Genomic DNA, 25,031 nt, shown 5'->3' on the forward strand with positions numbered 1-25,031 from the left:
GCGACAAGGATTGAGATACCCTTCAGACGGCGACGGGGGCGGCACCTTCCGGTGCCGCCCCCGCCACTTCCCGTATCTCGGGTCTCCTACTGCCCGCACCCTGGCTGCACGGTGCTCACCTTGGCGTTCGCCAGTCGCTCACCGTTTGTGATCGGAAACAGCGATCCGGGGCATACCTTGGCGTCGGATGTGGAGGTCCAATCGGGATCGCTGATCCCGAAACGGAACATGTCGTTCAGGCGCCGTCCCTGCATGATGGTGTTCACCCGACGTGAATGCACCAGTATGTCGATCGCCGTGGGCTGCCCAGCGCCGCCGGTCCACGACGGCAGGGCATTGAGCGCACGCAGCTGGTTGATCCGCGCGCTGAACTCACCGCTGTTCCCCTTCGCCAATGCAACCTCGGCGGCGATCAGCAGCATGTCGCGCGAGCCGGTCACCGTCACCGGCGACAACGTGCTTCCGTTCACGAACTCTGTGAGCAGCGCCGCGACCACCGGGTCGGCCTGCCCGGTGATGGGATCCTTCAGCGCGACGGTCATCACCTTGGTGGTGTAGTTGTACGTGGCAAGCGCCGGGTTGAAGATCACTTCACGCCGGGAGTTCACGCACGAGGGGAAGAAGCAGTTCCCCCATCCCATCCCGCTCTGCACTTCCAGCTTGAAGCGGTAATCACTGCCGATGAGGGGCAGTGCGGCGATGGCATCGTCGGCTGCACCCTGCACGTCCACCAGCGGCTGCGCGGGTGTCTTGCCCGACGGATTCAGCTTGAGCCACACCGCACGGTCGAACTTGGCTCGGGCGCGCATGGCCAGCACCTGACCCTTCAGCACCGTGTTGGCCGATGGCACCGAGGCCAGCGCACGCGTCAACGCGGTCTCCGCCGAGTCATACAGCGTGACCATCTTGTCCGGCCCCACCGCGTCGCCCGCTTCACGCTGGCTCGACGCAATCACGAAGTTGTCGAAGTTGTTGGCCAGGAGATCGTACGTGATGGCGGCATACAGGTTGGCCAGCGCGAGTTGCGTCGGATCGGCGAGCGTCCCGTCCTTCCTGAACTGCTCGAGTTGCGTGATGGTACGCGCCGACATGAAGCGCGCCGGCGTCATCCCGTTGAACGCATCCTCCAGGAACTCGTTGTAGGGGTCGCGCAGTTCCCCGCGGTTGAGTCGGTCAACGCCGTCCAGCGAACCGCTCCAGATGATGTTGTCGCTGGCGATTTCCGCGTGCCCCACCACTTGCGCGGCACCGCGCGTAAGCGCTGCCAGCGCACCGTTGACCTGTGCAGTGGCGGAGGCCGGCACGGCAAGCGCTTCGGCATTGACGTTGTTGGGATTCTCCACTTCCAGCAGGCTGCCGCACGCGCTCGTCGCTCCTGCGGCGAGCAGCGTGGCCACCAGCGCCACGGCGCGCGCCTTCCGGCGCGCACGCATCGGATCGGTGTGTCGGATATTCATGATCGTCGATGCTCCTTTAGAAGCCGAGTCGGAGTGTGAGCGTGAAGCGACGCGGAATGGGCAGCGCGAACGTGTCGCTCGAGTCGTAGAAGTTGTTGTCGATCTGGTTGGACGAGAGGCTGTTGGAGACCCCCGCAACGTTGATCTCCGGGTCGGTGCCCGGGTAGCGCGTCCAGAGCAGCAGGTTTCGAGCGGCAAACATCAGCGACATCTCGCTGGCGCCGATGCGCGAGGCCAGGCTGTTTGGCGCCGTGAAGCTCAGGCTGAGCTCACGCCACCGCACAAAGTCGCCGCGATCGTTCTGGTTCACGCCGTCGTACGGCGAGAGCGCCACCAGCCCCAGCCACTTCTGCGCAGCGTCGTAGCGCTCCTGCGCGGTGGAGGCCGGGTTGAGCAGCGTGGCCGTCACCTTCGAGGCTTCCATCTTGTTGCGCCCCAGAGACGGACTGGAGTTGCGGAAGGCATCGGTGAGATTGGTGACCGTGAAGTTCCCGGTCTTGTACTCGAACAGCGTCGACAGCTTCCAGCGCTTGGCCACGCGGACGCTGCCGCCAAATGCTCCCTGCCAGTCGGGCATCGGCTTTCCCTGATAGTGATCCAGGAAGTCGCCGTTGCCGTCGTCGTCGGCGCGCAGGAGCCGGAGGTTGGTGGGGTTGATGGGGTTGGCCAGCGCGGCCAGCAGTTCGGCTTCGGTGGCCGGGCGCCCGGTGGTGCCTAACGTGAACGGCGTCTCGCCCGGCTTGAGACATCCACCCATGGCCTGCGCCGCGGGATTTGAGTAGCTGGTGCACGGCGCCATGATCTTGGCTCCGAACAACGCGCCCGGCGCATAGCCTTCGCGAATGAATCCGCGAATGCGGACGTACGACCCCTGGATCTTGATCGGGGGTGCCCCGCCCAGGCTCACCACGTTCTGGTGGAGGTACGAGCCGTTGGCGAACAGGTCGATGGACAGGTTGGGCTTGTTGACCACGTAGCCCGTCACGCCCAGCTCCCACCCGCTTGCCTTGAGCTCACCGATGTTGGCCAGCTGCCGGGCCGTGAAGCCGCCGGACAGCGGGAACTGCTTCTGCACCAGGGCGTCGGTGACCTTGCGCTGCCAGTTGGTCAGTGTGAGGCTCACGCGGTCGTTCAGGAAGCCGGCCTCGGCCCCCGCTTCGATCTCCGTCGACACCTCAGGCTTGAGGTCCGGATTGCCCAGGTTGTCCGGCATGAGACCACCGCCGGTCGATGCCGCGAGTGGGCGATACGTGGTGAACTTGTCGAAGGCTCCCGGCTGACGACCCGAACGACCGACCGCCGCGCGAAGGCGCAGGGTCGACAACGCTCCCCACGTCCACGACTGACGGTCGGACGGCACGATCGAAATGCTGGCTTTGGGATACAGCACGCCACCCGCGCTCTCGCCGAAGGCGCTGTTGTAGTCGTACCGGGCTCCGACCGTTCCGAAGATCCAGTCGTTCAGGCCCACCTGCTCCTGCACGAAGTACCCGGCATTCACCACCTTCACGAGCCCCTCGTACACGCTCGGCGTATTTCCTGCTCCCACCACTTCCAGACCGGGGCCGGGGAAGTTGCGGTTCGAACCGCCTTCGTTCCGTTGATCGGTGATGAAGCCCTGCCCGCCCACCACCAGCGTCGACTGGATGGCCGACCCAAACCGCCGATCCCAGCTCGACTTCACGTCCATCGTGTAGTTGCGCTGCCAGAGATCGTCCACGCTGCGCGATCCGTCCGGCGCGTTGATGGAGAATCGGTCGACCGCGTTGCCGAACGGGAGGAAACTCACGCCGCGCATCGACGTGTTGTCGAGGCCGAGCGTGGCGTCGAGGCTGAACTCGGCGCTCGGCGCATAGCGGGCCGTCACTGCGCCCGTGTAGTGCGTCCCGTCCTGGAAGATCTCCTGCTGCAACGCCTCACGCACGGTGGTGCTGAGCGTGTTGCCGAACGGGTTCCCCATCCGCTTGCAGCGACCGTTGCCGGCAATGGCGTCCAGCGACTTGACGCCGTTGTCGTCCAGGCAGTAGCCCTGATCAGGGCGTGCGTACATGGCCTGTGAGTACGGCGAGTAGATGTTGTTCCCCCCGGAGACCAGCTCGTTATGCAGGAGCGAGTATCGCGACTGGAAGCCGATGTTGATCTTCTCGCGCGGGAAGATGTTGAGGTTGAGCGTCGCCTGGTCGCGGCGGGCGACGTCGGTCTGGTCTCCTCCGCCCAGCTTGCTGGACGTGAACGGGCCATCCTCGAACTGGTGCCGTGCCCCCACGTAGTACGTCATGCGGTCCGTACCGCCGGTCACCGCGCCGCTGAAGACGTTCCCGTATCCCGTTTCGAACAGCTGCTTCGTCACGTTGTAGCTGAACGGGACGAATGGGGTGATGGTCTGGCTATAGAGCTTGCTCAGCAGGTCGGCCTGCGTCTGTGTGGTGGCAAAGCCGGCGTTGGGTGCCACGCGGTCGGGATACGCGATGGAAGACCGCTCGTAGTCGAAGCTCCACCGGGCCTCCCCCTGGCTCCCCTTCTTCGTGAAGATCTGGATGACGCCGTTGGACGCCTCGGTTCCGTACAGCGTGGCCGCCGCCGCTCCCTTGAGCACTTCGATGCGTTCGATGGAGGTGGGGTCGATGTCGTCGAGACGCGACGTGCGATCGCCCGCGCCCGCTCCCGATCCACCGTTGTCCATGCGGATCCCATCGATATAGATGATGGGATTGTTGGACTGTGACAGCGACGCATTCCCGCGGATCCGGATGCGCCCGCCGGCACCGGTCATGCCGCTGGAGGGGAGGACGGAGACCCCAGGCACGCGCGCGGCAAGTGCTTCAGTGGGTGACTGGATTGGCGCACTCCTGAGCTCGGCCAGGTCCACGCTGCCCACCGTGTTTCCCAGCTTCTTCGTCTCTACCGCCGTGCCCGTACCGGTGGTGACGACGGCCTCGAGCTGCAACGCCGACTGCTGCAGCTCAAACTCCACCCGTGCCGTTGCCCCCAGCGCGACGGGGACGCTCCGGGTGGACTGCGCATAGCCGATGAGTCGTACGCGCACCTCGACCGTGCCGACCGGAACGTTGATGAGTCGAAAGGTCCCCGCCGCGCCGGTACTGACCCCGATGCCCGTCCCTACCACAAAGACTTGCGCGCTCGAGAGCGGCTGCTGCGTTCCGGCGTCGCGAACGATGCCTTCGATCGTGCCGCCGCTGGCGGTCGGTGCTGCCTGACCGCGGGCTGGTTGTGCGGTGCTGACCAGAGCCAGGGCGGCTCCGGCCAGAGCGAATCGTACGGTCCGTCTGACTGTTCTCGGGATCATGCAGAAATCCCTCGGGGATGGGGGGGGAACGACGGTGGTTCGCCGCGACGAGCGGACGAACCGGGAACGAACTGCTCTGGGTCACGGCGATCACGGTGGGGGCGGGGTTCCTCCACCACCGGGTGCATCGCCTCCCGCCACTCCCTGAGTGGCGCGAACGCCGATGAAGGCGACGATGGTGGCAACGGCGACCGAACCCACCGTCAGCATCGTACGGCGACGATCGATGCGTCGGCGCTCCACGAACGCGACGGCTGCGCTGGGTACCGCGATCCGCTCACCCACCCAGCGGATCGTCTGCGCCGTGAAAGCGGTGGTCGACGTTCTCACGCGCAACACGAGCGAATCGGCCGTGGCGTCGAGTACACCACCCTCGAGCGATGCCATCGCCGCGCCAAGCGGCCTGTTCATGGCCATGCCGCCTTCGGGCGTAAGCCGAACGCGCACGTCGGCCCCCGCATCAGGAACGCGACCAGCCACGGGGACATAGCGATAGCACCCAGCGGACATCAGGAGCACGAGCAGAGTCCCAGCGGCTTTCCGCTGGCTACGCGCCCTGTTCCGAACCGACCACGTCCATTGATATCGATAACGCGCATCCGTCGATCGTGTCGCAACAGGGAAGCACGTCGCATCTGGTGCTGTCCTCGCGCTTCTCCGGTCCTTCGAACGTGATCGCAAGCAATTTCCTCTCGTGAACCGACCGACGTGCGTGCGACCTCTGCCGCTGACGAGCAAGAGGACTACGTGTGAGTGCGAGTAGTCGTTGTGGTTCGCATACAATTCCTTTCGGTGTAGCCGGGGATCGACGTAAAGGATTCTCCGACTCTGAGGTCCGCGTTAGGCCCCGGCGCCCCATCGCCGTCGTTCAGGCCGTGGCAGATCGTGCAACGGGCAGCCATTCAGACGCAGATTGCCTCAGACCCGTCCGGCATGACACCACCTGACACTTCGCTCCGCCGCACGTCCGGATTCGGCGGATCCTCTGGCGACGTGAACAACACCCGTGCACTCGGTTACGGCCCCGCGCCGCGGAGCGAACGTGTGGAGAATCCGTCCTGCGGAGGCTGGACCGGAAACGTTGTGAACCGGTCCTCCCCACGCGGAACGCCCACCGGCCAAGCGGGGTGTTCCGTGGGGGCTTAGGTTGGGGAATGGAGCCACCTGCGAATCGAGCGCCTGCCGCACCCGCCTTCATTGACCTCGGTCTCGACCAGCGTCTGGTCGAGGCGCTGGCCGGCCTCGGCTACGAAGAGCCCACCGAAATCCAGGCCGTCGCGATTCCCGTGCTGCTCGCGGGTCGTGACCTGATCGGTCAGGCCGCCACCGGCACCGGCAAGACGGCGGCGTTTGCCCTGCCGCTCCTGCAACGACTCGCGACCACGACGCGGAAGCGAGGCGCCCCCGGCGCCCTGATCCTCGTGCCCACGCGCGAGCTGGCCATGCAGGTCGCCGAGGCCGTGCACCGCTACGGCCGTGCGCTCGGGATCACCGCGCTGCCGATCTACGGTGGCGCGTCGATGGATGGCCAGCTGCGCGCGCTCCGGCGGGGCGTCGATGTGGTCGTCGCGACGCCGGGCCGGGCCCTCGACCACCTGCAGCGCAAGTCGCTGCGCCTGGACGCGCTAGGCACGGTGGTCCTCGACGAAGCCGACGAGATGATGGACATGGGCTTCGCCGAGGATCTCGAGGCCATCCTGTCCGCCACTCCGGTGGAGCGACAGACGGTACTCTTTTCAGCGACGCTGGCTCCACGCGTGGTGGCCATCGCGAGCCGCTACCTGCGCGATCCCGTCCGCATCACCATCGCCCACGCGCCACGCGCTGCGAGCGACACGCCGCGCGTCAGGCAGGAGGCCTACATCGTCGCCCGCGCCCACAAGATCGCGGCTCTGGGCCGCGTGCTCGACGTGGAGCAACCGACGTCGGCGATGATCTTCTGTCGTACGCGTACCGAGGTCGATGAGCTCACCGAGAAGCTCACGGCCAGGGGGCTGCGCGCATCGTCGCTGCATGGCGGACACACGCAGCAACAGCGGGACCGGGTGATGGCGGCGTTCCGAAGTCGAGGGATCGAGCTGCTCATCGCCACCGACGTGGCCGCGCGCGGACTCGACGTCAAACACGTGAGCCACGTCATCAACTACGACGTGCCGGCCGCCGCCGAGAGCTATGTGCACCGCATCGGGCGCACGGGCCGGGCCGGCCGCGAAGGCGTGGCGATCACCTTTGCGGAGCCGCGTGAGCATCGACAGCTGCGCACGATCGAGGCGGAGACGCGCACACGGATCACGGTCAAGCCCGTACCCAGCCTCGCCGACATGCGCGCGCGCCGACTCGAGACGATCCAGGCGAGCCTCCGCGAGACACTCGATGCGGGCAACCTGGACTCCGTGCGCGTGGTGGTGGAGACCCTGGCCGGAGAGTACGACATCATGGACGTGGCCGCCGCGGCCGTGCGTCAGCTGATGGCCCAGGACGACGTCGACAGCGGCGATGACGTTCCGTTGGACGCGCCCGTGGCGCGCAAGTCCGCACGACGCGAGGTAGCCGGGCCGCGCGAGCGGCTCTTCATTGGTGGTGGTCGCAAGCTCAAGATCCGGCCCGGTGACATCGTCGGCGCCATTGTCACGCATACCCACCTCGATGCAAAGAGCCTGGGCAGTATCGTGATCCTCGACCGACATTCGCTCATCGACGTACCAGCCGATTCCGCGACTCTCGTGATCGAGGCGCTGGAACGGGCAGGCATCAAGGGCAAGAAGCTCACTGTTCGCCGCGACACGAAGCGCTAACCGCGCACCCGCTGCACCCGCACACCCGCTCGACGCGTACCCGCTCACCCGTTTGCGCTCCTACACTCCTGCCACCTCCGCCCGTGCCGTTCCACGAAGTGCCCCGCTTTCCGCGCGGCTTTCGTTGCGCGAGTCGCAACGTAGGCCTCAAGCCGAGCGCGCCCGATCTCGCCTTGTTCGCCAGCGACGTCGATGCGGCGGCAGCGGCCATCTTCACCCGCAATCACTTCCCCGGTGCACCCATCATTCTCGGTCGCGAGACCATGCGTGGCGGCACGCTGCGCGCGATCGTGGCCAACAGCAAGTGCTCCAACGTCGCGACCGGTGAGGCCGGCGTGGCCAACGCGCGGCGTATGGCGGCGGCGTGTGCGGCCGAAGTCGGCACGACGGCTGACCGCGTGCTCGTGAGTTCGACCGGCGTGATCGGCGTCCCGCTCCCGATCGAGAAGATCGAGCGCGGCATCGTCGGCATGGCCGGCGACCTGCAGGTCGATCCGCTCGTCGGCGCGACCGGCATCATGACAACCGACACGCATCCCAAAGCCTGTTCGGCGGCGATTCCCGGCAGCGACGCCGTCATCACGTGGGTGGCCAAGGGATCCGGCATGATCGAGCCGAACATGGCGACCATGCTGGCCTACATTTTCACCGATGCACGGGTCGATGCACATGACCTCGACCGGTTGCTGCGGCAGGCCGCGCACTCGACGTTCAACATGTTGTCCGTGGATACGGACACCAGCACCTCGGACACCTGCGTGATGCTCGCGAACGGTCACGCCGGGGCCGTCGACGTCGGCGCCCTTGCAGACACGCTGCTGGCCGGCTGCACACGCATGACGGAGACGCTGGCCCGCGATGGCGAGGGCGCTCAGCACCTGCTTCGCGTCCATGTGCGTGGCGCGGCGTCGGAGGCGGACGCGCGCACCGTGGCCAAGGCCATAAACAACTCGCCACTCATCAAGACGATGGTGCACGGCGCCGACCCCAATGTCGGCCGTCTGCTGATGGCCGTCGGCAAGTGCTTCGATTGCACGATCGACCCGGCGTCGACGGACGCGTGGGTCAACGGGTATCAGGTCGTTGGCGGTGGCCGTCGACTCGTGTTTGACGACGCCGTCGTGCGACAGGCGCTGTCCGTGGACGTCGTGGACCTGGAGGTCACGCTCGGCGTCGGCACAGCGAGCGCCACCGCGTACGGGTGCGACCTCACGCGCGGCTACGTGGACGAAAATGCGGCCTACTACAGCTCCTGAGTCATGACGAGCCGGGCCCTGACGATCGAGACCGCACGCGGAACCGTGAGCGCGTTGCTCGACATGCCAGAGCGCACGCCGTCGTTTGTCTACGTGATGGCCCACGGTGCGGGCGCAGGCATGCGTCACGCCTTTCTGCATGCGGTGGCCGCCGGGCTCGTGGCGCGCGGCGCGGGTTGCCTGCGCTACCAGTTTCCGTACATGGAGGCCGGTAAGTCCCGGGTAGACCCGCCGGACGTGGCCGTGGACACGGTGAACCGCGCCGTTGCCACGGCCGCGGCCCTGGTCGCCGGCGCTCCGCTCGTTGCGGGTGGAAAGTCGTTCGGTGGTCGCATGACCTCGGAAGCGCAGTCCCGCGCCCCAATGGCCGGTGTGCGCGGGCTCGCGTTCCTCGGGTTTCCATTGCACCCACCGGGGAACCCGGGCCTTGGACGCGCGGAGCACCTGAAGGCTGTGCACGTGCCGATGTTGTTCCTGCAGGGCACCCGCGATGAGTTCGCCAGACTTGACCTGCTCCAGCCGCTCGTTGCCTCGCTCGGTGACTCGGCGAAGCTCGTGCTCACTGCAGACGGTGACCATTCGTTCAACGTCCGCAGGAAGCTGAGCGGCCACACGAACGCCGAGGTCCTCGATCAGCTGCTGGATACGCTGGTGTTCTGGTCGGTCGCGCTCTGATCGCCGACTGGGCCGTCGAGGTGTTCACGGCGGCAGGTCGTACCCGCTCACGCGTCGGGTGCTCCCCCGCAAGCGGGAACTGGCGCGGCTCCGCAGGACGACAGCCGGCCGTGCGCGCGATCAGGGGACCGGCAACGCGCCCGCGCTGACAATCACTCGCTGCCCTGTGGTGCTGCGCGCGAACGACACAAAGCGCTGCACCGCCGGTGTGGCACGCGGGCCCGTCACAAGGAACGCCGGTCGAACGAGCCGATAGCGCCCCGCCGTCACCTCGGTGACGGTGGGAGCCACACCGTCGATGCTGATCGCGCGCATGGCGCCCAGGGCCTGTTGAACGACCGTGCTGGTCGTCACGCCGATTGCTCCCGGGCGTGAGCGGATGGCGCGCGCCATGTCGTCGGTCGTCTCGACCACGGCAACGTTAGGCGGGACGGCAAGTCCGCGCAGACAGCCGATCCCCTCACGGATCACCTCGGTGTCCACTTCGGTCTCGGGTCGCAGCACCGGGAGCACGTCGAGCGCCGAGCCTCCGAACGCATTCCAGCGCGTGGCAGTGCCGCCAAACGCCTGACAGATCTGCGTCGACGTCAGGCCGTTGACGGTTACCATCGGATGCACGGCGAACACGACGGGCGTGACCGCCACGCGATGCGCCGTCATGTTCTGGCGCGCCAGCGCGGCGGTGTCGAGGCCGTGACTGGCCAGGGCGATCTGGATCGCACCACGCGCGAGTGCGTCGATCCGCGCGCGGCTGCCGAGCCCGTCGCCGAACGTGACGACCGTGGAGGGATCGACCTCCTGGAAAGCGGCGGCCAGCGCTCGCGCCAGTGGCATCACGCCGTTGGAGCCATCGATGCGGACGGTATCGCGTGCCTGTGAGCGCACCGAGAACGGTACGAACACGGCGACCATCAACCACCAGTGACGGCGCATCGTGCCTCCGGGTGAATGAGCTTCCTCGCCCGCATCGGCCTCGACCGGCCGGAGCTTCGGGGACAGGCGAGCCACGCAGTCTCGACGATCGGAATGGGCGGAGCCATCGCCGACGCCAAGCGTTGCTGGCCCGTGGGCCGCACGTAGAATAGCAGGGAAGCTCGGGCCGGGCGCCGCCCTTGTCGACGCGCGACCGACCTGCCCAGTGCCCTCGCACCTCGCCGCCCCAATCCCGAGATGTCTGCTTCGATGCGACACCGACGCCAGACGGCACCACGCCGATCTCGCCTGCTTGCGCTGACGCTCATCCTGTGGGGCTGCGGTGGCAGGGAGCAATGGCGACCTCCCGAGACGCGCACGGCCATCGTGACCGACACGATGCACGGCGTCTCCATCATTGACCCCTATCGGTGGCTGGAAGAGCAGTCGTCGCCCGAAGTACTCGCGTGGATCGCCAGGCAGGAACAGCATGCCGACTCCGTCCTCGGGCCCGCGTCCCCGTGGCGCGACTCGATCCGGACGCGACTCACGGAACTGCTGGACGTGCCAGCGGTGAGCGCGACGCGCGTGGCGGCGGGATATGAGTATTTCACGCTGCGCCGTATCGGCGAACCGGTAGCAGGCATCTATCGACGCCGGGCGCCGGCGGTGCCGACCCGCGTGGCACCGGACAGCCAGTACGAGCAGCTCGTCGATCCGCTCGCCCTTCGACGCGACGGCACGACGAGCGTGGCGATCGAAGCGGTGTCCAACGATGGAAAGCTCCTCGTGTATTCGGTGCGCGACGGCGGCCCCGACGAGACGTCGGTGCACATCCGGAATCTGACCTCCGGGCACGAGCTGCCCGACTCCCTGCCCGCCGCACTCTACGCCGGAGTTTCGCTCGCGCCAGACGGGAAGGGGCTGTACTTCGTGCATCGTTCGCGTATCGATGGCCCGCGCTTCAGGTACCACGCGTTTGGCACACCGGCGAGCGCCGATTCGGTGCTCTTTGGCGCCGGCTACGGCCCGACCGCGTTCCTCGCGGCGTCGACAGTTGACGGTGGCCGGTTCCGGCTCTACGTCGTGAGCCACGGCTGGGCGCGCAACCAGGTCTTCCTGCAGAACACGCGTTCGCACGAGGTGCGCGACCTCACGCCGGGGATCTCGGCACACGCCAGCCCACAGTTCGTGGGCGGCACCCTGTTCATGCGCACCGACCATCAGGCCCCGCGTGGACGCATCGTGAAGGTCGACCTCGCCAACCCGTCGCCCGATCGCTGGGTGGACATCGTGCCACAGGGCGAGCACACGCTCGATGCGTTCACGGTGATCGAGGACCGACTCTACGTCACCTGGATCCACGACGTCAGCCATCGCATTTCGGTGCACGAACTCAGTGGCCGTGCGATCGGTGACGTCCCGGTCCCTGAGCACGCGGCGGCCAGTATTCGCGGGTTTGGGAAGGGCGAGGCTCTGCTCACACTCAATCGCTTCGCGCATCCCACCGAGACCTGGCGGGTGAACCTTGCCACCGGGGCGCGCGACCTGTGGGAACGCCAGCGCGTGCCCTTCGACACGGCGGCGTTCGAGGTGCGACAGGTGTGGTACACGTCCACGAGCGGGAGCCGGGCGCCGATGTACCTGTTCATGCGGCGCGGCCTTCAGCCAGGCCCCACAACGCCAGTCCTGCTGAGTGGCTACGGCGGTTTCGCCGTGAGTCTCATGCCGCGGTTCGATGCGCGCGCGGCCTGGTGGGTGGAGCAGGGCGGCGTCTTCGCCCAGGCCACCCTGCGCGGCGGCAACGAATACGGCGAGGCCTGGCACCGGGATGGCATGCTGCAGAACAAGCAGCACGTCTTCGACGACTTCATTGCGGCCGCGCAGTTCCTCGTCGACAGCGGCTATACGAGCGCCGCACACCTTGCCATCCGGGGTGTGAGCAACGGCGGTCTCCTGATGGGCGCCGCCCTCACGCAGCGCCCCAACCTCTTTCGTGCCGCGTTCGTTGGCGTGCCCGACCTCGACATGGTGCGGTTCAATACCTTCGTCACGCACAACAACCTGCCAGCGCTCCTCGAGTACGGCGACGCCTCACGACGCGAAGAGTTCGAAGCGATCCGACAGTACTCGCCCTACCAGCGCATCGTGGACGGCGTGCGCTATCCGCGCGTGATGCTGCAAACGGGAATGAACGACACCCGCGTTCCTCCCTGGCAGGCTCGCAAGTTCACGGCGCGCCTGCAGGCGGCAACGGCATCGGGAGAGCCGGTCATCCTGTACCACGACCTCCGGTCGGGCCACGCCGGAGGTCGTGCGATCGCCGGGGCGATCGATATCGCCGTGAAGGAGATGGAGTTCCTGTTTCGCGCCGTCAGGCCGTGAGGTCGCGCTTGGACGTGCTGGCCGCGCGCAGCAGCGTGAAGGCCGTATACAGGATCACCACGACGACCACCCACTTGAGCGTGTTGAGCGGGAGCGACTTCACGATGAACGCTGCCAGCAATGTGGCGGGGATGCCACCGAGCGCGAGACCCAGCGCCGCTTTGGCGTCAAACCCGCCGGTCCTCATGAACTTGGTGCTCGCCACGGGCATGAGGAACGCGCACGATCCCATCATGATCGGAAACGCGGCGGTCACGTTCATTCCGAGCATGCTCACCAGGATCAGGCACGGCGCATAGAGGCCGATGCCGAGCGTCATCAACGCGCCGAGGATGAAGTTGCCGACGAGTCCCGCCACGAGCAGGCCACCGCTCACGCCGAGCGCGGTACCACCGGCGGGCGTCAGCCCGAGGAGCGAGGAAACGAGCAGCAGCGCCGCGGTGAGCAGCGCGAGTCCCATTCCCACCTGAATCTTGGTGCGGGACAGTCCTGAGACCACGCCAGCGCCGAGCCACGAGCCCAGGACCGCGGCGACGATCATCAGGATCAGCGTCTTGGACTCCACCGGCACGACCGTGGTGAAGATGAACGTCTGGGCGATCGTGGGCAGCGTGTGTCCAACGTTCAGCGTGCCCGGGATCTTTTCGTCCGGGACCATCCTGAGAAACCGGAACGCCGACGTGGTTGGCGCAAAGGATCCGATGCCCAGGGTGTCGAAGAAGTTCGTGACGAACCCGAGCCCGAGGCCGAGCGCCGTCGGTTTACCGTCCGAGGAGCCGGACGCGCGCTGGGCCGCGATCGCGCGTGCGAAGGCGACGATGTAGTAGAGCGCGACGAGCGCGAGCAGGCCGAGGAGAGCGTACTTGGCGATGTCCGGGCCGTGGGTCGCGGCGGCCTGGGCGGTCGAATCCTGCATGGAGAAGGGGGTCCGGGTAGGAGGCGCGGGAGTATGGGCGCCGTCAATGCGAAGGGCTAGGGCCGACGCCAAGGGCCAGGGCCGATCGCCGCGGGTGGCACGCCGTCACCAACAATCTCCCGGTCAAGGCGCAAGATTGTCCTGCTCCACCTATCAGCGCTACCCGAAGCGTGGCATCGAGAACGACGCTGTCATCTTACCGGGTCACGCAGGTATGCGCCGTCAGCGCGCCGCCGTGTTGCCACCAACAGTGCGCGGTCAGCCGTGGAAGCGCCGCACACAGTCGCGAGCGTCACGGCAACCTGGTGGCCTGGAACGCCACGAGTTGCCAGCGCCCACCGCGCCGTACCCACGTCTCGGTGAAGCGAAGGGTGTATGGAGCCGGCTGCGCCGTGAGTTTGACCGTGAGGCGCCCGGTAACGACGCCAGCGTCGTCGTACGCGCGCGCCACCAACGAGTCCGGCGTGGAGTAGTCGAGCGCGAAGGGCCCGCTGGCACCGACGAGCGCAAGGACCTGGGCCTTGGTGTGCAGCGCACCGCTCGATCGGCCATACGAGAGGTCGTCGGCCAGCAAGGTGTCGAGCGCGGTGCGATCCGCCTTGAAGTCGGCCTCGAAATGCCAGCGTGCGAGGCGCAGGAGCGCGGACTCGGCCGCGGTTTGCGCGGCGGCTGGTGGCGAGATCGCCGTGGTCGCGACGACCGCCGCAACAGCGAAGCGTGTCAGGTATGAGCGCATGGGCCGCCTGGGTCCGAGGCCTCGAACGCTATGCATCCCGGCCACGGAATGCCACGACGCAGCTCATGCGGGGCACCCCGCGAGCAAAGCTCACCGGTGCGTGCCGTCCCTTGCCTTCCGCGGGCCATTGCGAGCGGAGCGGTACGCGCGACACCATCCTGACGAAGGCCTTCTATGTGGAGCACCGTAAGGGTCCCGGTGGCGCCGCGAGGACGTCGAGTACGTCGCAGGGATCGCTGACTTCTTGTAGCGGTGTGAGGTGGGGTAGTCTGCCTCCCTGGAACCACCCTCCCGGCCGCACCCCGCGCGTTCGAACCGCGCGAACAAGAGGCGCCACGCGAAATCGGGTGGCGCCTCGTGTACTGGCAAACTCCGGCACCGCGCTACGGCTGGAAGGTGTGCGGCGTCTTTCCGCTTGGCAGCGTTGCGGGAATCAGTTTGCGCAGCTCGGCCGGGGCCGACTTCGGGTCGAGCAAGCCGGTTCGAACGAACTCCACGAGCTGCTGGAACTCCTCCGTCGAGAGCGCGATCGGCGTGCGTAGCCGGGCATCCAGTCGATCAATCACCGGCTGGCTCGGCGGCATCGGGCCCCGCAGGTCTGCGGCGACGCCGGCCGTGGCCGGGCTGTATGACGCGGCCCAGCGCGTGGCATCGAGGTGATGACGAATCGCATCCTCGAGGCGGGTGTACGCGCCGTTGTGACCAAACGCAGATTGCAGGGAGATGTTGCGCAGCGGCGAGGTACGGAACGCGTAGCGATCCGACGGGTTGCGCGTCACCTGCTCGAGGCCGAAGTCTTCGTTTGCGCCATCGCCATCGTAAGTAACGTTGGCGTTCGCCGGCATGACCTGCGGCCAGGCGACCACATGGGGACGGAAGTCGGAGAACATCTCGTTCGATTGACCCGCCACGGCGTGGCAGCCCACGCAACCGGCCTTGCCGAAGAACAGGAGGGCGCCGCGCTTCTGCGCCAGCGACATGGCGCCCGTTGATCCGCGCGCGAACTGGTCGATCGGCGCGTTGGCGAAGTTGAGCGAGAACGTGAACTCGGCGATGGCGTGGCCGACGTGTTCATAGGTGATGTTCTGACCGGCGCGCACGGTCTCGTACACCTGACCAAAGCGCGCCTTGTAGTCCGAGACCTGATTGATTCGTCGAGTCACCTCGGCGCGGATGGCATCGTTGTCACCGACAAAGTCGAACCCCGCCATCTCCACGCGCTCGGTGGGCGGGATGAACGCCTGAGCGGTGAGGAGGTGCGGCAGACCCGACAGCGAGGTGCCCTCGGGGTCCGGGAAGACAAACGACGACGAGTTGTCGAATGGGTTCCCGGAACGTGCGAGGAACCGCGAGTTCCACATCAGCGCCGGGTAAAAGGCGGCGTTGAGCAGGTGGGGTGTGCGCCGCTGGTTGCGCGGGCCCGTGCGGCCCGGACCCACCATCCCATTGTTCTGGATCCCGATCGCGATGGACTGCGAATCGCCAAAGCCGTGCTGCGGGGCGTGGCAGCCGGCGCACGAGTTGTCGTTGTTGAGCCCCAGCAACGGGTCGAAGAAGAGCAGGCGACCCACGTCCGAGAGCGCCGTGTTCAGCGGACGACCCAGGCGTTGCGTGAGGCGCTCACTGATCCGACCGGAGAAGCCGTGAGAGGCGAGCACGCGAGAAAGCGCTCCATCGACCTGCGCGTCCGTCAGCACCCCGGATTCCGGTGGCGTCGGGCTTAGGGTATTGGCGTCCTCGTCCGCGCAGGCAGCGGCGAGGACGACGAGGAGTGGGAGCGTGCGGACGCCTGACCAGCGGATCATTTGGGTCTCGGGTGGCGGTTTAGCGTGTGTTCATGCGCAAGATATACGCCAGACAGTCTGACCCGGCTGATCGTCACAAGCCTGCACCCGCAGGCCGCTCAGATGAGCCCATCGGCGACCCGCTTCTTGCCGTGATGGAGCTGCTGACCGTGGCTTCCGCGCTGCCGCTCGTACTGTTGACGACTGCGGTTCTCCTTGTCGTTCCGGTCGAGAGGCGCGCGTGGGGGATTCTCGGCCTGGCCTTCAGCGTGATGTTTGCCGGCACGACCTGTGGTGTGCATCTCGTCGAGCTTACGGCTGGTCGTCAGCTCGGCTCCCACGGCCTGGTATGGCCATCCGCTCCCTACGCGGTCGAGCTGTTGGCATGGGACTTCTTCCTATGCATCTCTCAGATCTTTGTAGCTGTCGCGTTGGATCCGATGCGAGCGCCACCCCTGTTGCGCCGCCTGGTCGTGATCACCGGTGCCCTGTGCCTGATCGGACTCGTTGGTGCTGCCGTCGGCAAGATGCGGCTGCAGATGATCGGTGTTCTGGGATCCGCGGTATTCCTCCCAGCGACAGCCGTTGGCTTTGCCAGGTGGTTTCGCAACGAAGGGCATGCCCGCGCCGCCTGACGTTCGCTGGTTGCCGTCGGTGCGGGGTTTGAAGGCAACTCTGCGAACGCGGTCTCTCGCACGCCCAGACTAGTGCGCGAGAACGACAGCGTCGAGGTGCAGCAACCCTTCCGCTCCCGCGGAGTTCATTCCGCCTCACGCGTGGCTGATTCGACTACTGACGGCGGCGCCGAGCCCAGCGTACCTTCGCCGCGATGACCAAGCGCATAGGCGTGGGGCAGTTCTTCGCGTGGGAAGGAGGATGCCTCTTCATCGGACATCATGATCGGCCGCTCCCGCTCCACGCCCACCAGTCAATGCAGTTTGTGGTGGCGTCAGCGGGCGATCACAAGGTGCGCGCGAGTGACCGTGAGCCCTGGGCGACCTACTCCATCGCCGCTATAGGGACGCGCCAGCCGCACTCCATAGACGTCACCGCCTCAGACTACGGTGCCGTCATCTTCGTTGAGCCCGAGACCCGCAATGGTCGCGCCATTACGCAACGGTGCGCCAGCGGCATCACCGAGGTCGGCACCTCTGCTTTGCGCGAGATCTCGGACGCCATGTTCGGCGCGTGGCTTCACGAACGAAAGGATGAGACGGTGGCGAACGCGCGCCGACTCGTGACAACGCTGGGCGCCACCGTCGACAGCGCCGACGTGACCGATCCGCGCATCATGAGTGCCATCGTTTACATCAACCAGCATCTCGACCGCGCAATCACACTCAATGAAGTCGCGTCGTACGCCTGTCTGTCGCCAAGCCGGTTCCGTCACGTGTTCGGGGAGCAGACGGGCATGGGGTTGCGGCCGTACATCCTATGGAGGCGGTTTCTCCTCGTTTGGGAGCTGCTCATGAATGGCAGAAACCTCTCCGAAGCTGCGCACGCCGCCGGCTTCGCTGACGCCGCGCACCTGACCCGGACGTCCGTGAAGGCATTCGGCTTTGCTCCGTCCGGGATTCAGCTTCTCGCGACACCAGACCCGAAGGCGATGCTTGCGGAGTCTCACCCCAAGTCGACATAGGCTCGCACCGGGAACGTTCCGCACCCTTTCACCTTTACCGGCACCGCTGAGAAGCGGCCGCCGCTCGGCGGAACCGCGGCGAGCCCGCACAGATGCTCGACGATCGGGATCTCCCTGCCTAACAGAATCGTGTGCACTGGCCTCGTGCCGGTTGCGGTGCTATCGATGTTCATGGAGTCGATCCCGACGAGCGTTGCGCCTGCTTTCGCCAGTCGTTCAGCCAGGCGCGCGGTGAGGTGGGGGTGCGACTCGAAGTAGGCGTCCGTGCGCCAGAGCCGATCCCACCCCGTGTGGAAAAGAACGGCCTTGCCGCTGACTTCACGGTCCGACAGCGTCATCTCGTTGATCGCGGGTCCTCTGGCTGGGTCGATGCGCACCACAACGCAGGCAAGATTCGCCACTGACTCGAGCGGCAGTTCCGACAAGTCATTTCCGTCCGCGTAACGATGGAAGGGGCTGTCGACATACGTGCCCGTATTCGCGACCATCTCCACCTTCCCGATCTGGAACTCGGCGCCATCATGGATCGCGCGCGACTCCTCGCGGCTGCGCCAATCACAGACGATCGGCGCGGGGAGTCCTCGGTAGGTCACCATCCCGTCCTCAATGACGTGACTGACATCGACCAGTCGCTGTCGTGTGCTCACTGCGTCCTCCGCGTGTTGGCGTGCAGGAACGAACGCCAAGGACCGATGCGCGGGGCTTGAACGGAGGGGCTACGTCTTCGGTCTCACCTGGTCGCGGCCGATTGGACGTGCCGGAACCCGCCCTCGCCAGATGAGAACCGCGAGGTAGGCTGGTGCCGCGACGTCGTAGCCGGCACACCAGGCCGGCCACCAGGACGGGACACCAGGATTCGATATGATCCCGCCGTGGAAGTAGTCCAGCATCGCGTGGGCAACGAGACCGGCGATCACGATCCGGAGGTCGTGCCGGAATCCCAAGGCCGCCATCGCCGCAAAAAGCGAAAAGAGGAGAAGCTCCGGGCCGAGGGCTGAGCGTGAGCCAGCCATCGCGGCAAACAGTATGTAGTACGACGCGATGACAACAAGCGCCGTCGGATAGAACGCGCGTTCCCTATCGAGCTCGGTGATCGTTCCGAACACCCCGACCGCCAGAGCAATCCCGGTCCCTATGAGAAACGGCATGGCCCCAATGGTACGGTGAGCGGGCGGCAGTAGTCAGCCCCTTTGTTCAATCATCCGGGACCTCGCGGAGCGATCCTGACTCCACACTCCAACAGCGAGGTGACACGTGGTAAGAGCACTTGCACTGACTGGTCTCCTGGTAGCCACCGTGGCTGCACAGGCAGCGGCCCAGGATGTCGATCGAAAGTACGTCGTGGGGATTCGGTCGGCCCTGATCGTCGGCACGATGGAACTGTCTGGCCTGGACCCCGCGTTTGGGGATCTGGCACCCGATGGCCCAAAGGGTCCGCACATGTCGGGGTTCTTCTTTCTCATCAAGGTGCGGCCGTTCCTGCGCATTGGCATCGAGACACTCGTCTCCAACTCGGACCAGACTGCGGCGACGACGATGAACTACCAGGCTGCCGGTCCGGTCATTGAACTGTCGTACGGCAAGTCGTGGTTCGTTTCGGGCGGCCTGCACATGGGTGGAGTGATCGTAAACGCGATGTCGCGCCAGGGCTCCGAGCCTGCCCAAGGGGCAACGGCCGGGTCGTACTACAAGGGCAATGGCCTGTTCGTGGCGCCGTCGGTTGATGTCGGCCGCAGGTTCGGTCGGAGCGAGGCCGGTTTGTTCGCGAAGCGAGTCAACATCTTCGGCGAAAAGGAGCGGGGTGGGATCTCAGAATTCAGCTCAACGTTCGTCGGCCTGCGCTTCGCCGTCGGCCTGTAGTTCTCGCTGATCACCCTCCTTCGCGAACCGGAGACTTCCATGGATTCCCATCGGCACGGAAACAGCACGCCGTCAGACGACGAGTACATGCAGGCCTATGAGTCCGCGCGGGCTGACGAAGGAAGGTCGGTCATGCGAGTAGACCTCGAGGCGCGGGAGATCGACTGGGAGTTCGTGCCGGGGCAGCGGACGCGTGCCTGGGCGTTTGGCGGCCAGGTTCCTGGCCCGACGATCGAGGCCCAGGTTGGCGACGTCCTCGAGATTCGCGTCATCAACCACCTCCCCGAACCGACGGTCGTACACTGGCACGGACTGCGGATCCCGGCCGTGATGGACGGGACGGAGCGGACGCAGAACCCAATCGCGCCCGGGGAGACCTTCACCTACCGGTTTCGCGTCCCAGACGCGGGCACGTTCTGGTACCACTCGCACTTCAACGAGACGGTGCAGCTGGAGCGTGGTCTGTACGGCGCGCTGATCGTGCGCGCTGCGGATGAGCCGGTGTTCGACGCCGATCGTACGTTCGTGCTGGACGACGTCGAGCTTGAGAGGGACGGCGAGATCAAGTCACCCGGCTGGTGGATCGAGTCACACGATGGCCGAGAAGGAAGCACGCGCCTTGTCAACGGCAGACAGCAACCAGAGATCCGGATGGCAGCAGGGCAGATCGAACGGTGGCGCTTTGTGAATGCTGCGAGCGCTCGTTATGTGCGACTGTCAGTGGGTGGTCGGCCATTCAGAATCATCGGCACCGGTGGCGGCTTCATTCCTTCGCCTGTTGCGGCGACCGAAGTGCTCCTTGTCCCAGCGAATCGCACTGAACTTGTCGTCGGCCCATTCGCCAAGGGAGAGACACTACGGATTGAGGCGCTCCCCTTCAATCGTGGCTCGTTCAAGGCGCACAGGAAGCCTGAACTATTCGCGACCGTGCGTATTGGGGCTCCGGCGCCATCGATGACACAGCTTCCCGGACGGTTGCGAGAGATCGAGCCGCTGGTGAGGGGCCCGGTCACGCCGAATCGCACCATACGACTCGGCTTCGGACTCGGGACGAAACACGGCGTCGAGTTCAACATCGACCACAAGCAACATGATCACGCGGAACCGGTCCGCATTGGCGATCTGCAGGTCTGGGACGTCGTCAATCGTTCGCCGGTTCACCATCCGTTCCACCTGCACGGGTACTTCTTTCAGATCCTCGCCGTGAACGGCAAACCGACCGACAAACTCTCATGGGAAGACACGGTGAATGTGTCGGCCTGGGGTAGCGTGCGCCTCGCGTGGCTGCCTGACGACAGGCCCGGCGGATGGATGTACCACTGCCATATCCTCGAACATCACGCAGCCGGAATGATGTCGCATTTCGAGGTCGTTCGTGACGATCGCGCACAGCAGGAACCGTCATGACATCGCAACTCCGCAGAGCCTCCGCAGCAGTGGAGTCGCGCCAGCTGCCTCGTCACGTTGCAGTCATCGGAGCGGCCGGTGGCCTCGACCAAGGCATGTTCGACGCCCTGTGGGCAAGCGGGGATCGGTTTCACGGCCGCCGTCCGTGCACGGCAGAGCGGATTGTTGATGCACCGGTAGAATCGCAGGCTGCGGCGATCTCGTCGCTCGCCGACGGCCTCGCCCTTGCCCGCGGCGCCGCGATGATGCATGCGGGGCCGGAACCCTGCCTCGCGTGACGTCTCATCGAAGGAACCCGCAGTGACCAAGATCGCGCCATGCCTGGTGAGGAAGGGTGGCGAACCCTCGGTGACCCCCGATTGATTGGCGTTTCCGGCGCTGGGGCCTGCGCTTCGCTCCGCCGGAGATCATACCGCCGGGTGTCGCTTTGCCCCCTTCCGCGACCTACCTTGCCACCTGATGAGCCAGCCGCCCCCTCGGGCATCGGCACGGACCGCGCTCCGAGCGCGTCTCGTGGCGCCCTTCGCCGAATTTGCCCGCACCGGTGCCCTGGGCGGCATCGCGCTCATGGCCACCACCATCGTCGCCCTCGTCTGGGCCAACTCCCCGTGGGCCGCCACCTACCACCAATTGTGGGAGGTCCAACTTGCCATCGGACCGGCCGACAGCCCGATGCGCATGTCGCTCCACCATTGGATCAATGACGGCCTCATGGCCGTGTTCTTCCTGGTGGTTGGGCTCGAGATCAAACGCGAACTCCTGGTCGGCGAACTGGCATCGCCTCGTCAGGCGGCGCTCCCGATCGCCGGGGCACTCGGCGGGATGATCGTGCCGGCATTGCTCTACACAGCCCTCAATGCCGGCGGGCCGGGTGCTCACGGCTGGGGCGTGCCCATGGCGACCGACATTGCCTTCGCGCTCGGCATCATGACGATCCTCGGACCGCGCGTTCCGGTCGGGCTCAAGGTCTTTCTCACCGCGCTCGCCATCGTCGACGACCTGGGCGCGGTGCTCGTCATCGCGCTGTTCTATACCTCAGCGCTGAATGGCGCGGCGCTGGCAGGTGCGGGCCTCACGTTCGCGGTGCTCGTCGCGTTGAACCGCGCACGCGTGATGGCGATCTGGCCATACCTCGCCTTCGGTGTGGTGCTCTGGTACTTCGTCCTGCAATCCGGCGTCCACGCGACGATAGCCGGCGTGCTCCTCGCGATGACGGTGCCCGCGTTCGCCACCATGGGTTCTTCGGCATTTTCGGCGCAGGCGCGTTCGCTGCTCGACGACTTCGATCGACACGAGACCGGCGATGGGCGTGTCATCACCAACCGAGGGCAGCAGGACGCGATGTTCGCACTCGACCTGGCCGCCTCTCGGGCGAATGCACCGCTCCTCCGCATCGAGCACGCCCTGAACAGCGTGGTGTCGTACGGCCTCATGCCCCTGTTTGCCCTGGCGAACGCCGGCGTGACACTTGGCGCCGTGGGCCAGGCGCTTCGCACGCCGGTGACCTGGGGCGTCATCCTCGGCCTCTTCATCGGCAAGGTCGTCGGGATCTCGGTCTTCGCGTGGATCGGGACGCGGCTCAGGCTTGCGGCGCTACCCGCGGGCGTGACCTGGAGACACATGCGAGGCGCTGCCATGGTGGGCGGCATCGGCTTCACCATGTCGCTCTTCATCGCCGGGCTCGCGTACGACAGCGCGGACCTCAACGAAGACGCCAAGATCGGCATCCTCATCGCCTCGACACTGAGCGGCGTCGCTGGCTACCTCATGCTGCGACGCCAGCGGGCGTAGGAAGCCGCGGGGTCGCCAGCAGCTGATCGGCGTGGCCAGCGACGTCGCCATCGTCGCCATCCTCGGCGTCGCGCGCGAGCGGCAAGAGCGACGACAAGGTCATGCGCCACCTCGCACCGGTCGAGCGCCACGGCCTTTCTGCCGGCGTGTGACCAGCACGGTCATCCACAGCCCGTGCGCGCATCTCCCCGGAAGGGCGCCTACGCCGCTGAACGCTCCGAGATACCGATGCGCTTCTTCACCAGGTACACGGGGCGGCGCTTGGTCTCCTCGAACAGCCGGCCGAGGTACTCACCAAGGATGCCGAGGCAAAACAGCTGGACGGCCGACGAAAACAGGAGCACGAGGATGAGCGAGGTCCACCCTCGTGCCTCACGCGGGTTGTAGCCCAGGATCGGGAAGTTGCCGATGTACTGGGCGAGCACTACGAGACCTAGCGCCACCGCCACCGTGCCCACAAAGAATCCGAGCAGCATGATCGCCTGCAGCGGTCGATAGCTGAAGTTCACGATGCCGTCGCCGGCGAGCTTGAACAGCTTGCGCAGCGTGTACTTGGGCTCCCCGGCGAATCGCGCCGCGCGTTCGTAGGCGAGGCCGGTCTGGCGGAACCCGACCCACGTGCGCAAGCCGCGCACGAAGCGATTGCGCTCCGGCAGGCCATTGATTGCGTCGACCACTTCGCCGCGCATCACGCAGAAGTCGCCCGAGTCCAGCGGAATGTCGAGCGTGGCAAGTCGCTTGAGCAGGCGATAGTAGGTGTGGTACGCGATGCGCTTGAACAGTCCTTCCTTGCGCTTCGTGCGGATCGCGTAGACCACGTCGTGGCCCTCGCGGATCTTCTCGATGAACGGGAGCAGCTCCTCGGGTGGATCCTGCAGGTCGGCGTCCATCACGCAGACGATGCTGCCGCCGGCGTGCTGCAGGCCCGCGGTGACCGCGGCCTGGTGACCGAAGTTGCGACTCAGCGAGACGACCTTCACGCGCGGGTCCTTGTCCGCGAGCCGTTCGAGAATCTCCAGCGTGCGGTCGCGGCTTCCGTCGTCGATGATGACGAGTTCCCACGCCTCGCCCCAGCTGGTCGACGCGGCGGACACGCGGCGATACAGCTCCTCGAGACCGTCTTCTTCGTTGTAGGCAGGAACGACGAGCGAGATCATGTCACGACGGACGAGTGGACGGCGGGACCGGATTCGGCGCGAGGCAGGTCGACCGGGCGTCGAGCGATGCACGTGTCGCAGCCTGCGCACGGTGCCAGGGTAGTATGCTCGCGCCCGGTGCCCGACAACAGGACGATGCACGCGTGCGCTCGTTCCAGCGGACCCGTGGACGTGGTGGGCACGCCAGGCGTCCAGGCGCCCGAACCCAGCGGGGCTGGATATGCGCGGGCGAACCCAAACGCACGAACTGGATACAACCCGAGGCGGAATGGTGACGCTGCTCCACGGTGGGCAGCGCAACATTGGACATGGTCGGGCCTCCTCCACCCACTTGCGGATCCAGTCCCGCCGAGCCGAGTCTATGGGCATGCCAGCGCACGATCTCGGGTTCCACACGGTCGACGACGTCCTCGCCATCCCGAGCGACGGTCAGAGGTATGAACTCGTGTACGGCAGGCTGCTGGTGAGTCCCGCGCCCACCTTGCAGCACGAGCGCATTGTCAGGAAACTCGCGATGGCGCTTCACGTTTTCTGTGATCGTCACGGGCTCGGCGAGGCGTTCGGCGTGATCGCCGATCTCACGTGGGGCCGACGCGACGTCCTGGTACAGCCTGACATCTTTGTGATGGGCGCCGCGGATCGGCATGCGCGCGGGTGGGAGGAGGTGCGACACGTCCCTCTCGTCGCGGAGATCCTGAGTCCAGCGACTCGCACGTACGATCGATTCGACAAGCGCCGCGTCTACCAGGATCGCAACGTTGCCCTGTACTGGGTGATCGATCCGCGCAGCCGCACAGCGGAAATCTGGACGCCCGAGGCAGAGGCGCCTGTGGTCGAGCGCGAGCGCCTCGTTTGGGCGCCCGCGGGAGTGGGCGAGGTGTTCTCGATGGAGCTGAACGAGCTCTTCGTGTCGATCGAGAGTCAATTGGGCTTGTAGCGAAACGGGCACCGACC

The 25,031-nt window shown here is 66.1% G+C and carries 21 protein-coding genes; 11 read left to right on the forward strand and 10 right to left on the reverse strand.

Annotation, left to right across the window (positions count from 1 at the left end; all coding sequences use genetic code 11):
- Nucleotides 1–86 precede the first annotated feature (86 nt).
- The 3 genes from IT361_06665 to IT361_06675 all read right to left on the reverse strand — a co-directional run bounded on the left by IT361_06665 (nucleotide 87) and on the right by IT361_06675 (nucleotide 5,283).
- The gene (locus tag IT361_06665) at nucleotides 87–1,457 is read right to left on the reverse strand and encodes a hypothetical protein (protein MCC6317361.1); all 1,371 of its coding nucleotides are present in this window, start codon (nucleotides 1,455–1,457) and stop codon (nucleotides 87–89) included.
- Between the two features lie 16 nt (nucleotides 1,458–1,473).
- The gene (locus tag IT361_06670; GenBank protein ID MCC6317362.1) at nucleotides 1,474–4,764 is read right to left on the reverse strand and encodes a SusC/RagA family TonB-linked outer membrane protein; all 3,291 of its coding nucleotides are present in this window, start codon (nucleotides 4,762–4,764) and stop codon (nucleotides 1,474–1,476) included.
- Between the two features lie 90 nt (nucleotides 4,765–4,854).
- Complete coding sequence (locus tag IT361_06675; protein MCC6317363.1) at nucleotides 4,855–5,283, reverse strand: hypothetical protein; 429 nt, start codon at nucleotides 5,281–5,283, stop codon at nucleotides 4,855–4,857.
- A gap of 635 nt (nucleotides 5,284–5,918) precedes the next feature.
- Between IT361_06675 and IT361_06680 the strand changes: the two genes are divergently transcribed.
- From IT361_06680 to IT361_06690, 3 genes are all read left to right on the forward strand, one after another.
- Nucleotides 5,919–7,559 (forward strand): DEAD/DEAH box helicase, encoded by a 1,641-nt coding sequence (locus IT361_06680; GenBank protein MCC6317364.1) that lies wholly within the window; start codon nucleotides 5,919–5,921, stop codon nucleotides 7,557–7,559.
- Nucleotides 7,560–7,642: 83 nt separating this feature from the next.
- On the forward strand, nucleotides 7,643–8,815 hold the full coding sequence (gene argJ / locus IT361_06685) for a bifunctional glutamate N-acetyltransferase/amino-acid acetyltransferase ArgJ (GenBank protein ID MCC6317365.1): 1,173 nt from the start codon (nucleotides 7,643–7,645) through the stop codon (nucleotides 8,813–8,815).
- A gap of 3 nt (nucleotides 8,816–8,818) precedes the next feature.
- On the forward strand, nucleotides 8,819–9,490 hold the full coding sequence (locus IT361_06690) for an alpha/beta hydrolase (GenBank protein MCC6317366.1): 672 nt from the start codon (nucleotides 8,819–8,821) through the stop codon (nucleotides 9,488–9,490).
- 120 nt (nucleotides 9,491–9,610) lie between these two features.
- Here the strand turns inward: IT361_06690 and IT361_06695 are convergent, their stop codons facing one another.
- A complete protein-coding gene (locus IT361_06695; GenBank protein MCC6317367.1) occupies nucleotides 9,611–10,423 on the reverse strand; it encodes a substrate-binding domain-containing protein in 813 nt (270 codons plus the stop codon).
- A gap of 249 nt (nucleotides 10,424–10,672) precedes the next feature.
- Between IT361_06695 and IT361_06700 the strand changes: the two genes are divergently transcribed.
- Nucleotides 10,673–12,787, forward strand: a complete 2,115-nt coding sequence (locus IT361_06700; GenBank protein ID MCC6317368.1) for a S9 family peptidase — start codon at nucleotides 10,673–10,675, stop codon at nucleotides 12,785–12,787.
- Here IT361_06700 and IT361_06705 read toward each other — a convergent pair.
- The 3 genes from IT361_06705 to IT361_06715 all read right to left on the reverse strand — a co-directional run bounded on the left by IT361_06705 (nucleotide 12,777) and on the right by IT361_06715 (nucleotide 16,244).
- Complete coding sequence (locus IT361_06705; GenBank protein MCC6317369.1) at nucleotides 12,777–13,703, reverse strand: sulfite exporter TauE/SafE family protein; 927 nt, start codon at nucleotides 13,701–13,703, stop codon at nucleotides 12,777–12,779. The genes IT361_06700 and IT361_06705 overlap by 11 nt on opposite strands.
- 292 nt (nucleotides 13,704–13,995) lie before the next feature.
- Complete coding sequence (locus tag IT361_06710) at nucleotides 13,996–14,439, reverse strand: nuclear transport factor 2 family protein (GenBank protein MCC6317370.1); 444 nt, start codon at nucleotides 14,437–14,439, stop codon at nucleotides 13,996–13,998.
- 383 nt (nucleotides 14,440–14,822) lie between these two features.
- A complete protein-coding gene (locus tag IT361_06715; protein ID MCC6317371.1) occupies nucleotides 14,823–16,244 on the reverse strand; it encodes a hypothetical protein in 1,422 nt (473 codons plus the stop codon).
- A 26-nt stretch (nucleotides 16,245–16,270) separates the two neighbouring features.
- Here IT361_06715 and IT361_06720 point away from each other — a divergent pair, with 26 nt between their 5' ends.
- Nucleotides 16,271–16,858: a hypothetical protein gene (locus tag IT361_06720; GenBank protein ID MCC6317372.1), complete on the forward strand. Its 588-nt coding sequence runs from the start codon at nucleotides 16,271–16,273 to the stop codon at nucleotides 16,856–16,858.
- Nucleotides 16,859–17,052: 194 nt separating this feature from the next.
- The gene (locus IT361_06725) at nucleotides 17,053–17,862 is read left to right on the forward strand and encodes a helix-turn-helix domain-containing protein (GenBank protein ID MCC6317373.1); all 810 of its coding nucleotides are present in this window, start codon (nucleotides 17,053–17,055) and stop codon (nucleotides 17,860–17,862) included.
- Here IT361_06725 and IT361_06730 read toward each other — a convergent pair.
- Nucleotides 17,844–18,458, reverse strand: a complete 615-nt coding sequence (locus tag IT361_06730) for a cyclase family protein (protein ID MCC6317374.1) — start codon at nucleotides 18,456–18,458, stop codon at nucleotides 17,844–17,846. The two genes, IT361_06725 and IT361_06730, sit on opposite strands and share 19 nt — an antisense overlap.
- A gap of 120 nt (nucleotides 18,459–18,578) precedes the next feature.
- Nucleotides 18,579–19,010 carry a hypothetical protein gene (locus IT361_06735; GenBank protein ID MCC6317375.1) on the reverse strand — a complete coding sequence of 144 codons (432 nt, stop codon included), beginning with the start codon at nucleotides 19,008–19,010 and terminating at the stop codon, nucleotides 18,579–18,581.
- Nucleotides 19,011–19,116: 106 nt separating this feature from the next.
- Between IT361_06735 and IT361_06740 the strand changes: the two genes are divergently transcribed.
- The 4 genes from IT361_06740 to nhaA all read left to right on the forward strand — a co-directional run bounded on the left by IT361_06740 (nucleotide 19,117) and on the right by nhaA (nucleotide 22,920).
- Entirely contained in the window at nucleotides 19,117–19,722 is a 606-nt protein-coding gene (locus IT361_06740; protein ID MCC6317376.1) for a hypothetical protein, read from the forward strand.
- 132 nt (nucleotides 19,723–19,854) lie between these two features.
- Nucleotides 19,855–21,129: a multicopper oxidase family protein gene (locus tag IT361_06745; GenBank protein MCC6317377.1), complete on the forward strand. Its 1,275-nt coding sequence runs from the start codon at nucleotides 19,855–19,857 to the stop codon at nucleotides 21,127–21,129.
- A gap of 95 nt (nucleotides 21,130–21,224) precedes the next feature.
- Complete coding sequence (locus tag IT361_06750) at nucleotides 21,225–21,407, forward strand: hypothetical protein (protein ID MCC6317378.1); 183 nt, start codon at nucleotides 21,225–21,227, stop codon at nucleotides 21,405–21,407.
- A 181-nt stretch (nucleotides 21,408–21,588) separates the two neighbouring features.
- Complete coding sequence (gene nhaA / locus IT361_06755; GenBank protein MCC6317379.1) at nucleotides 21,589–22,920, forward strand: Na+/H+ antiporter NhaA; 1,332 nt, start codon at nucleotides 21,589–21,591, stop codon at nucleotides 22,918–22,920.
- A 200-nt stretch (nucleotides 22,921–23,120) separates the two neighbouring features.
- Here the strand turns inward: nhaA and IT361_06760 are convergent, their stop codons facing one another.
- Nucleotides 23,121–24,077, reverse strand: coding sequence for a glycosyltransferase family 2 protein (locus tag IT361_06760; protein MCC6317380.1), 957 nt, complete (start codon nucleotides 24,075–24,077; stop codon nucleotides 23,121–23,123).
- Between the two features lie 367 nt (nucleotides 24,078–24,444).
- Between IT361_06760 and IT361_06765 the strand changes: the two genes are divergently transcribed.
- Complete coding sequence (locus tag IT361_06765; GenBank protein ID MCC6317381.1) at nucleotides 24,445–25,014, forward strand: Uma2 family endonuclease; 570 nt, start codon at nucleotides 24,445–24,447, stop codon at nucleotides 25,012–25,014.
- Nucleotides 25,015–25,031 lie beyond the last annotated feature (17 nt).

The sequence above is a fragment of the Gemmatimonadaceae bacterium genome, assembly GCA_020846935.1.
Taxonomy (GTDB): domain Bacteria; phylum Gemmatimonadota; class Gemmatimonadetes; order Gemmatimonadales; family Gemmatimonadaceae; genus RBC101.

Bases quoted from the DNA above. Each gene is read 5' to 3' on its own strand.
- IT361_06750 (MCC6317378.1), top strand. From the start codon at position 21,225: ATGTTCGACGCCCTGTGGGCAAGCGGGGATCGGTTTCACGGCCGCCGT.
- IT361_06760 (MCC6317380.1), bottom strand. From the start codon at position 24,077: ATGATCTCGCTCGTCGTTCCTGCCTACAACGAAGAAGACGGTCTCGAG.
- IT361_06670 (MCC6317362.1), bottom strand. From the start codon at position 4,764: ATGATCCCGAGAACAGTCAGACGGACCGTACGATTCGCTCTGGCCGGA.
- IT361_06695 (MCC6317367.1), bottom strand. From the start codon at position 10,423: ATGCGCCGTCACTGGTGGTTGATGGTCGCCGTGTTCGTACCGTTCTCG.
- IT361_06705 (MCC6317369.1), bottom strand. From the start codon at position 13,703: ATGCAGGATTCGACCGCCCAGGCCGCCGCGACCCACGGCCCGGACATC.
- IT361_06710 (MCC6317370.1), bottom strand. From the start codon at position 14,439: ATGCGCTCATACCTGACACGCTTCGCTGTTGCGGCGGTCGTCGCGACC.
- IT361_06725 (MCC6317373.1), top strand. From the start codon at position 17,053: ATGACCAAGCGCATAGGCGTGGGGCAGTTCTTCGCGTGGGAAGGAGGA.
- IT361_06745 (MCC6317377.1), top strand. From the start codon at position 19,855: ATGCGAGTAGACCTCGAGGCGCGGGAGATCGACTGGGAGTTCGTGCCG.
- nhaA (MCC6317379.1), top strand. From the start codon at position 21,589: ATGAGCCAGCCGCCCCCTCGGGCATCGGCACGGACCGCGCTCCGAGCG.
- IT361_06765 (MCC6317381.1), top strand. From the start codon at position 24,445: ATGCCAGCGCACGATCTCGGGTTCCACACGGTCGACGACGTCCTCGCC.
- IT361_06715 (MCC6317371.1), bottom strand. From the start codon at position 16,244: ATGATCCGCTGGTCAGGCGTCCGCACGCTCCCACTCCTCGTCGTCCTC.
- IT361_06665 (MCC6317361.1), bottom strand. From the start codon at position 1,457: ATGAATATCCGACACACCGATCCGATGCGTGCGCGCCGGAAGGCGCGC.
- IT361_06735 (MCC6317375.1), bottom strand. From the start codon at position 19,010: ATGCCGTTTCTCATAGGGACCGGGATTGCTCTGGCGGTCGGGGTGTTC.
- IT361_06730 (MCC6317374.1), bottom strand. From the start codon at position 18,458: ATGGTGACCTACCGAGGACTCCCCGCGCCGATCGTCTGTGATTGGCGC.
- IT361_06690 (MCC6317366.1), top strand. From the start codon at position 8,819: ATGACGAGCCGGGCCCTGACGATCGAGACCGCACGCGGAACCGTGAGC.
- IT361_06700 (MCC6317368.1), top strand. From the start codon at position 10,673: ATGCGACACCGACGCCAGACGGCACCACGCCGATCTCGCCTGCTTGCG.
- IT361_06680 (MCC6317364.1), top strand. From the start codon at position 5,919: ATGGAGCCACCTGCGAATCGAGCGCCTGCCGCACCCGCCTTCATTGAC.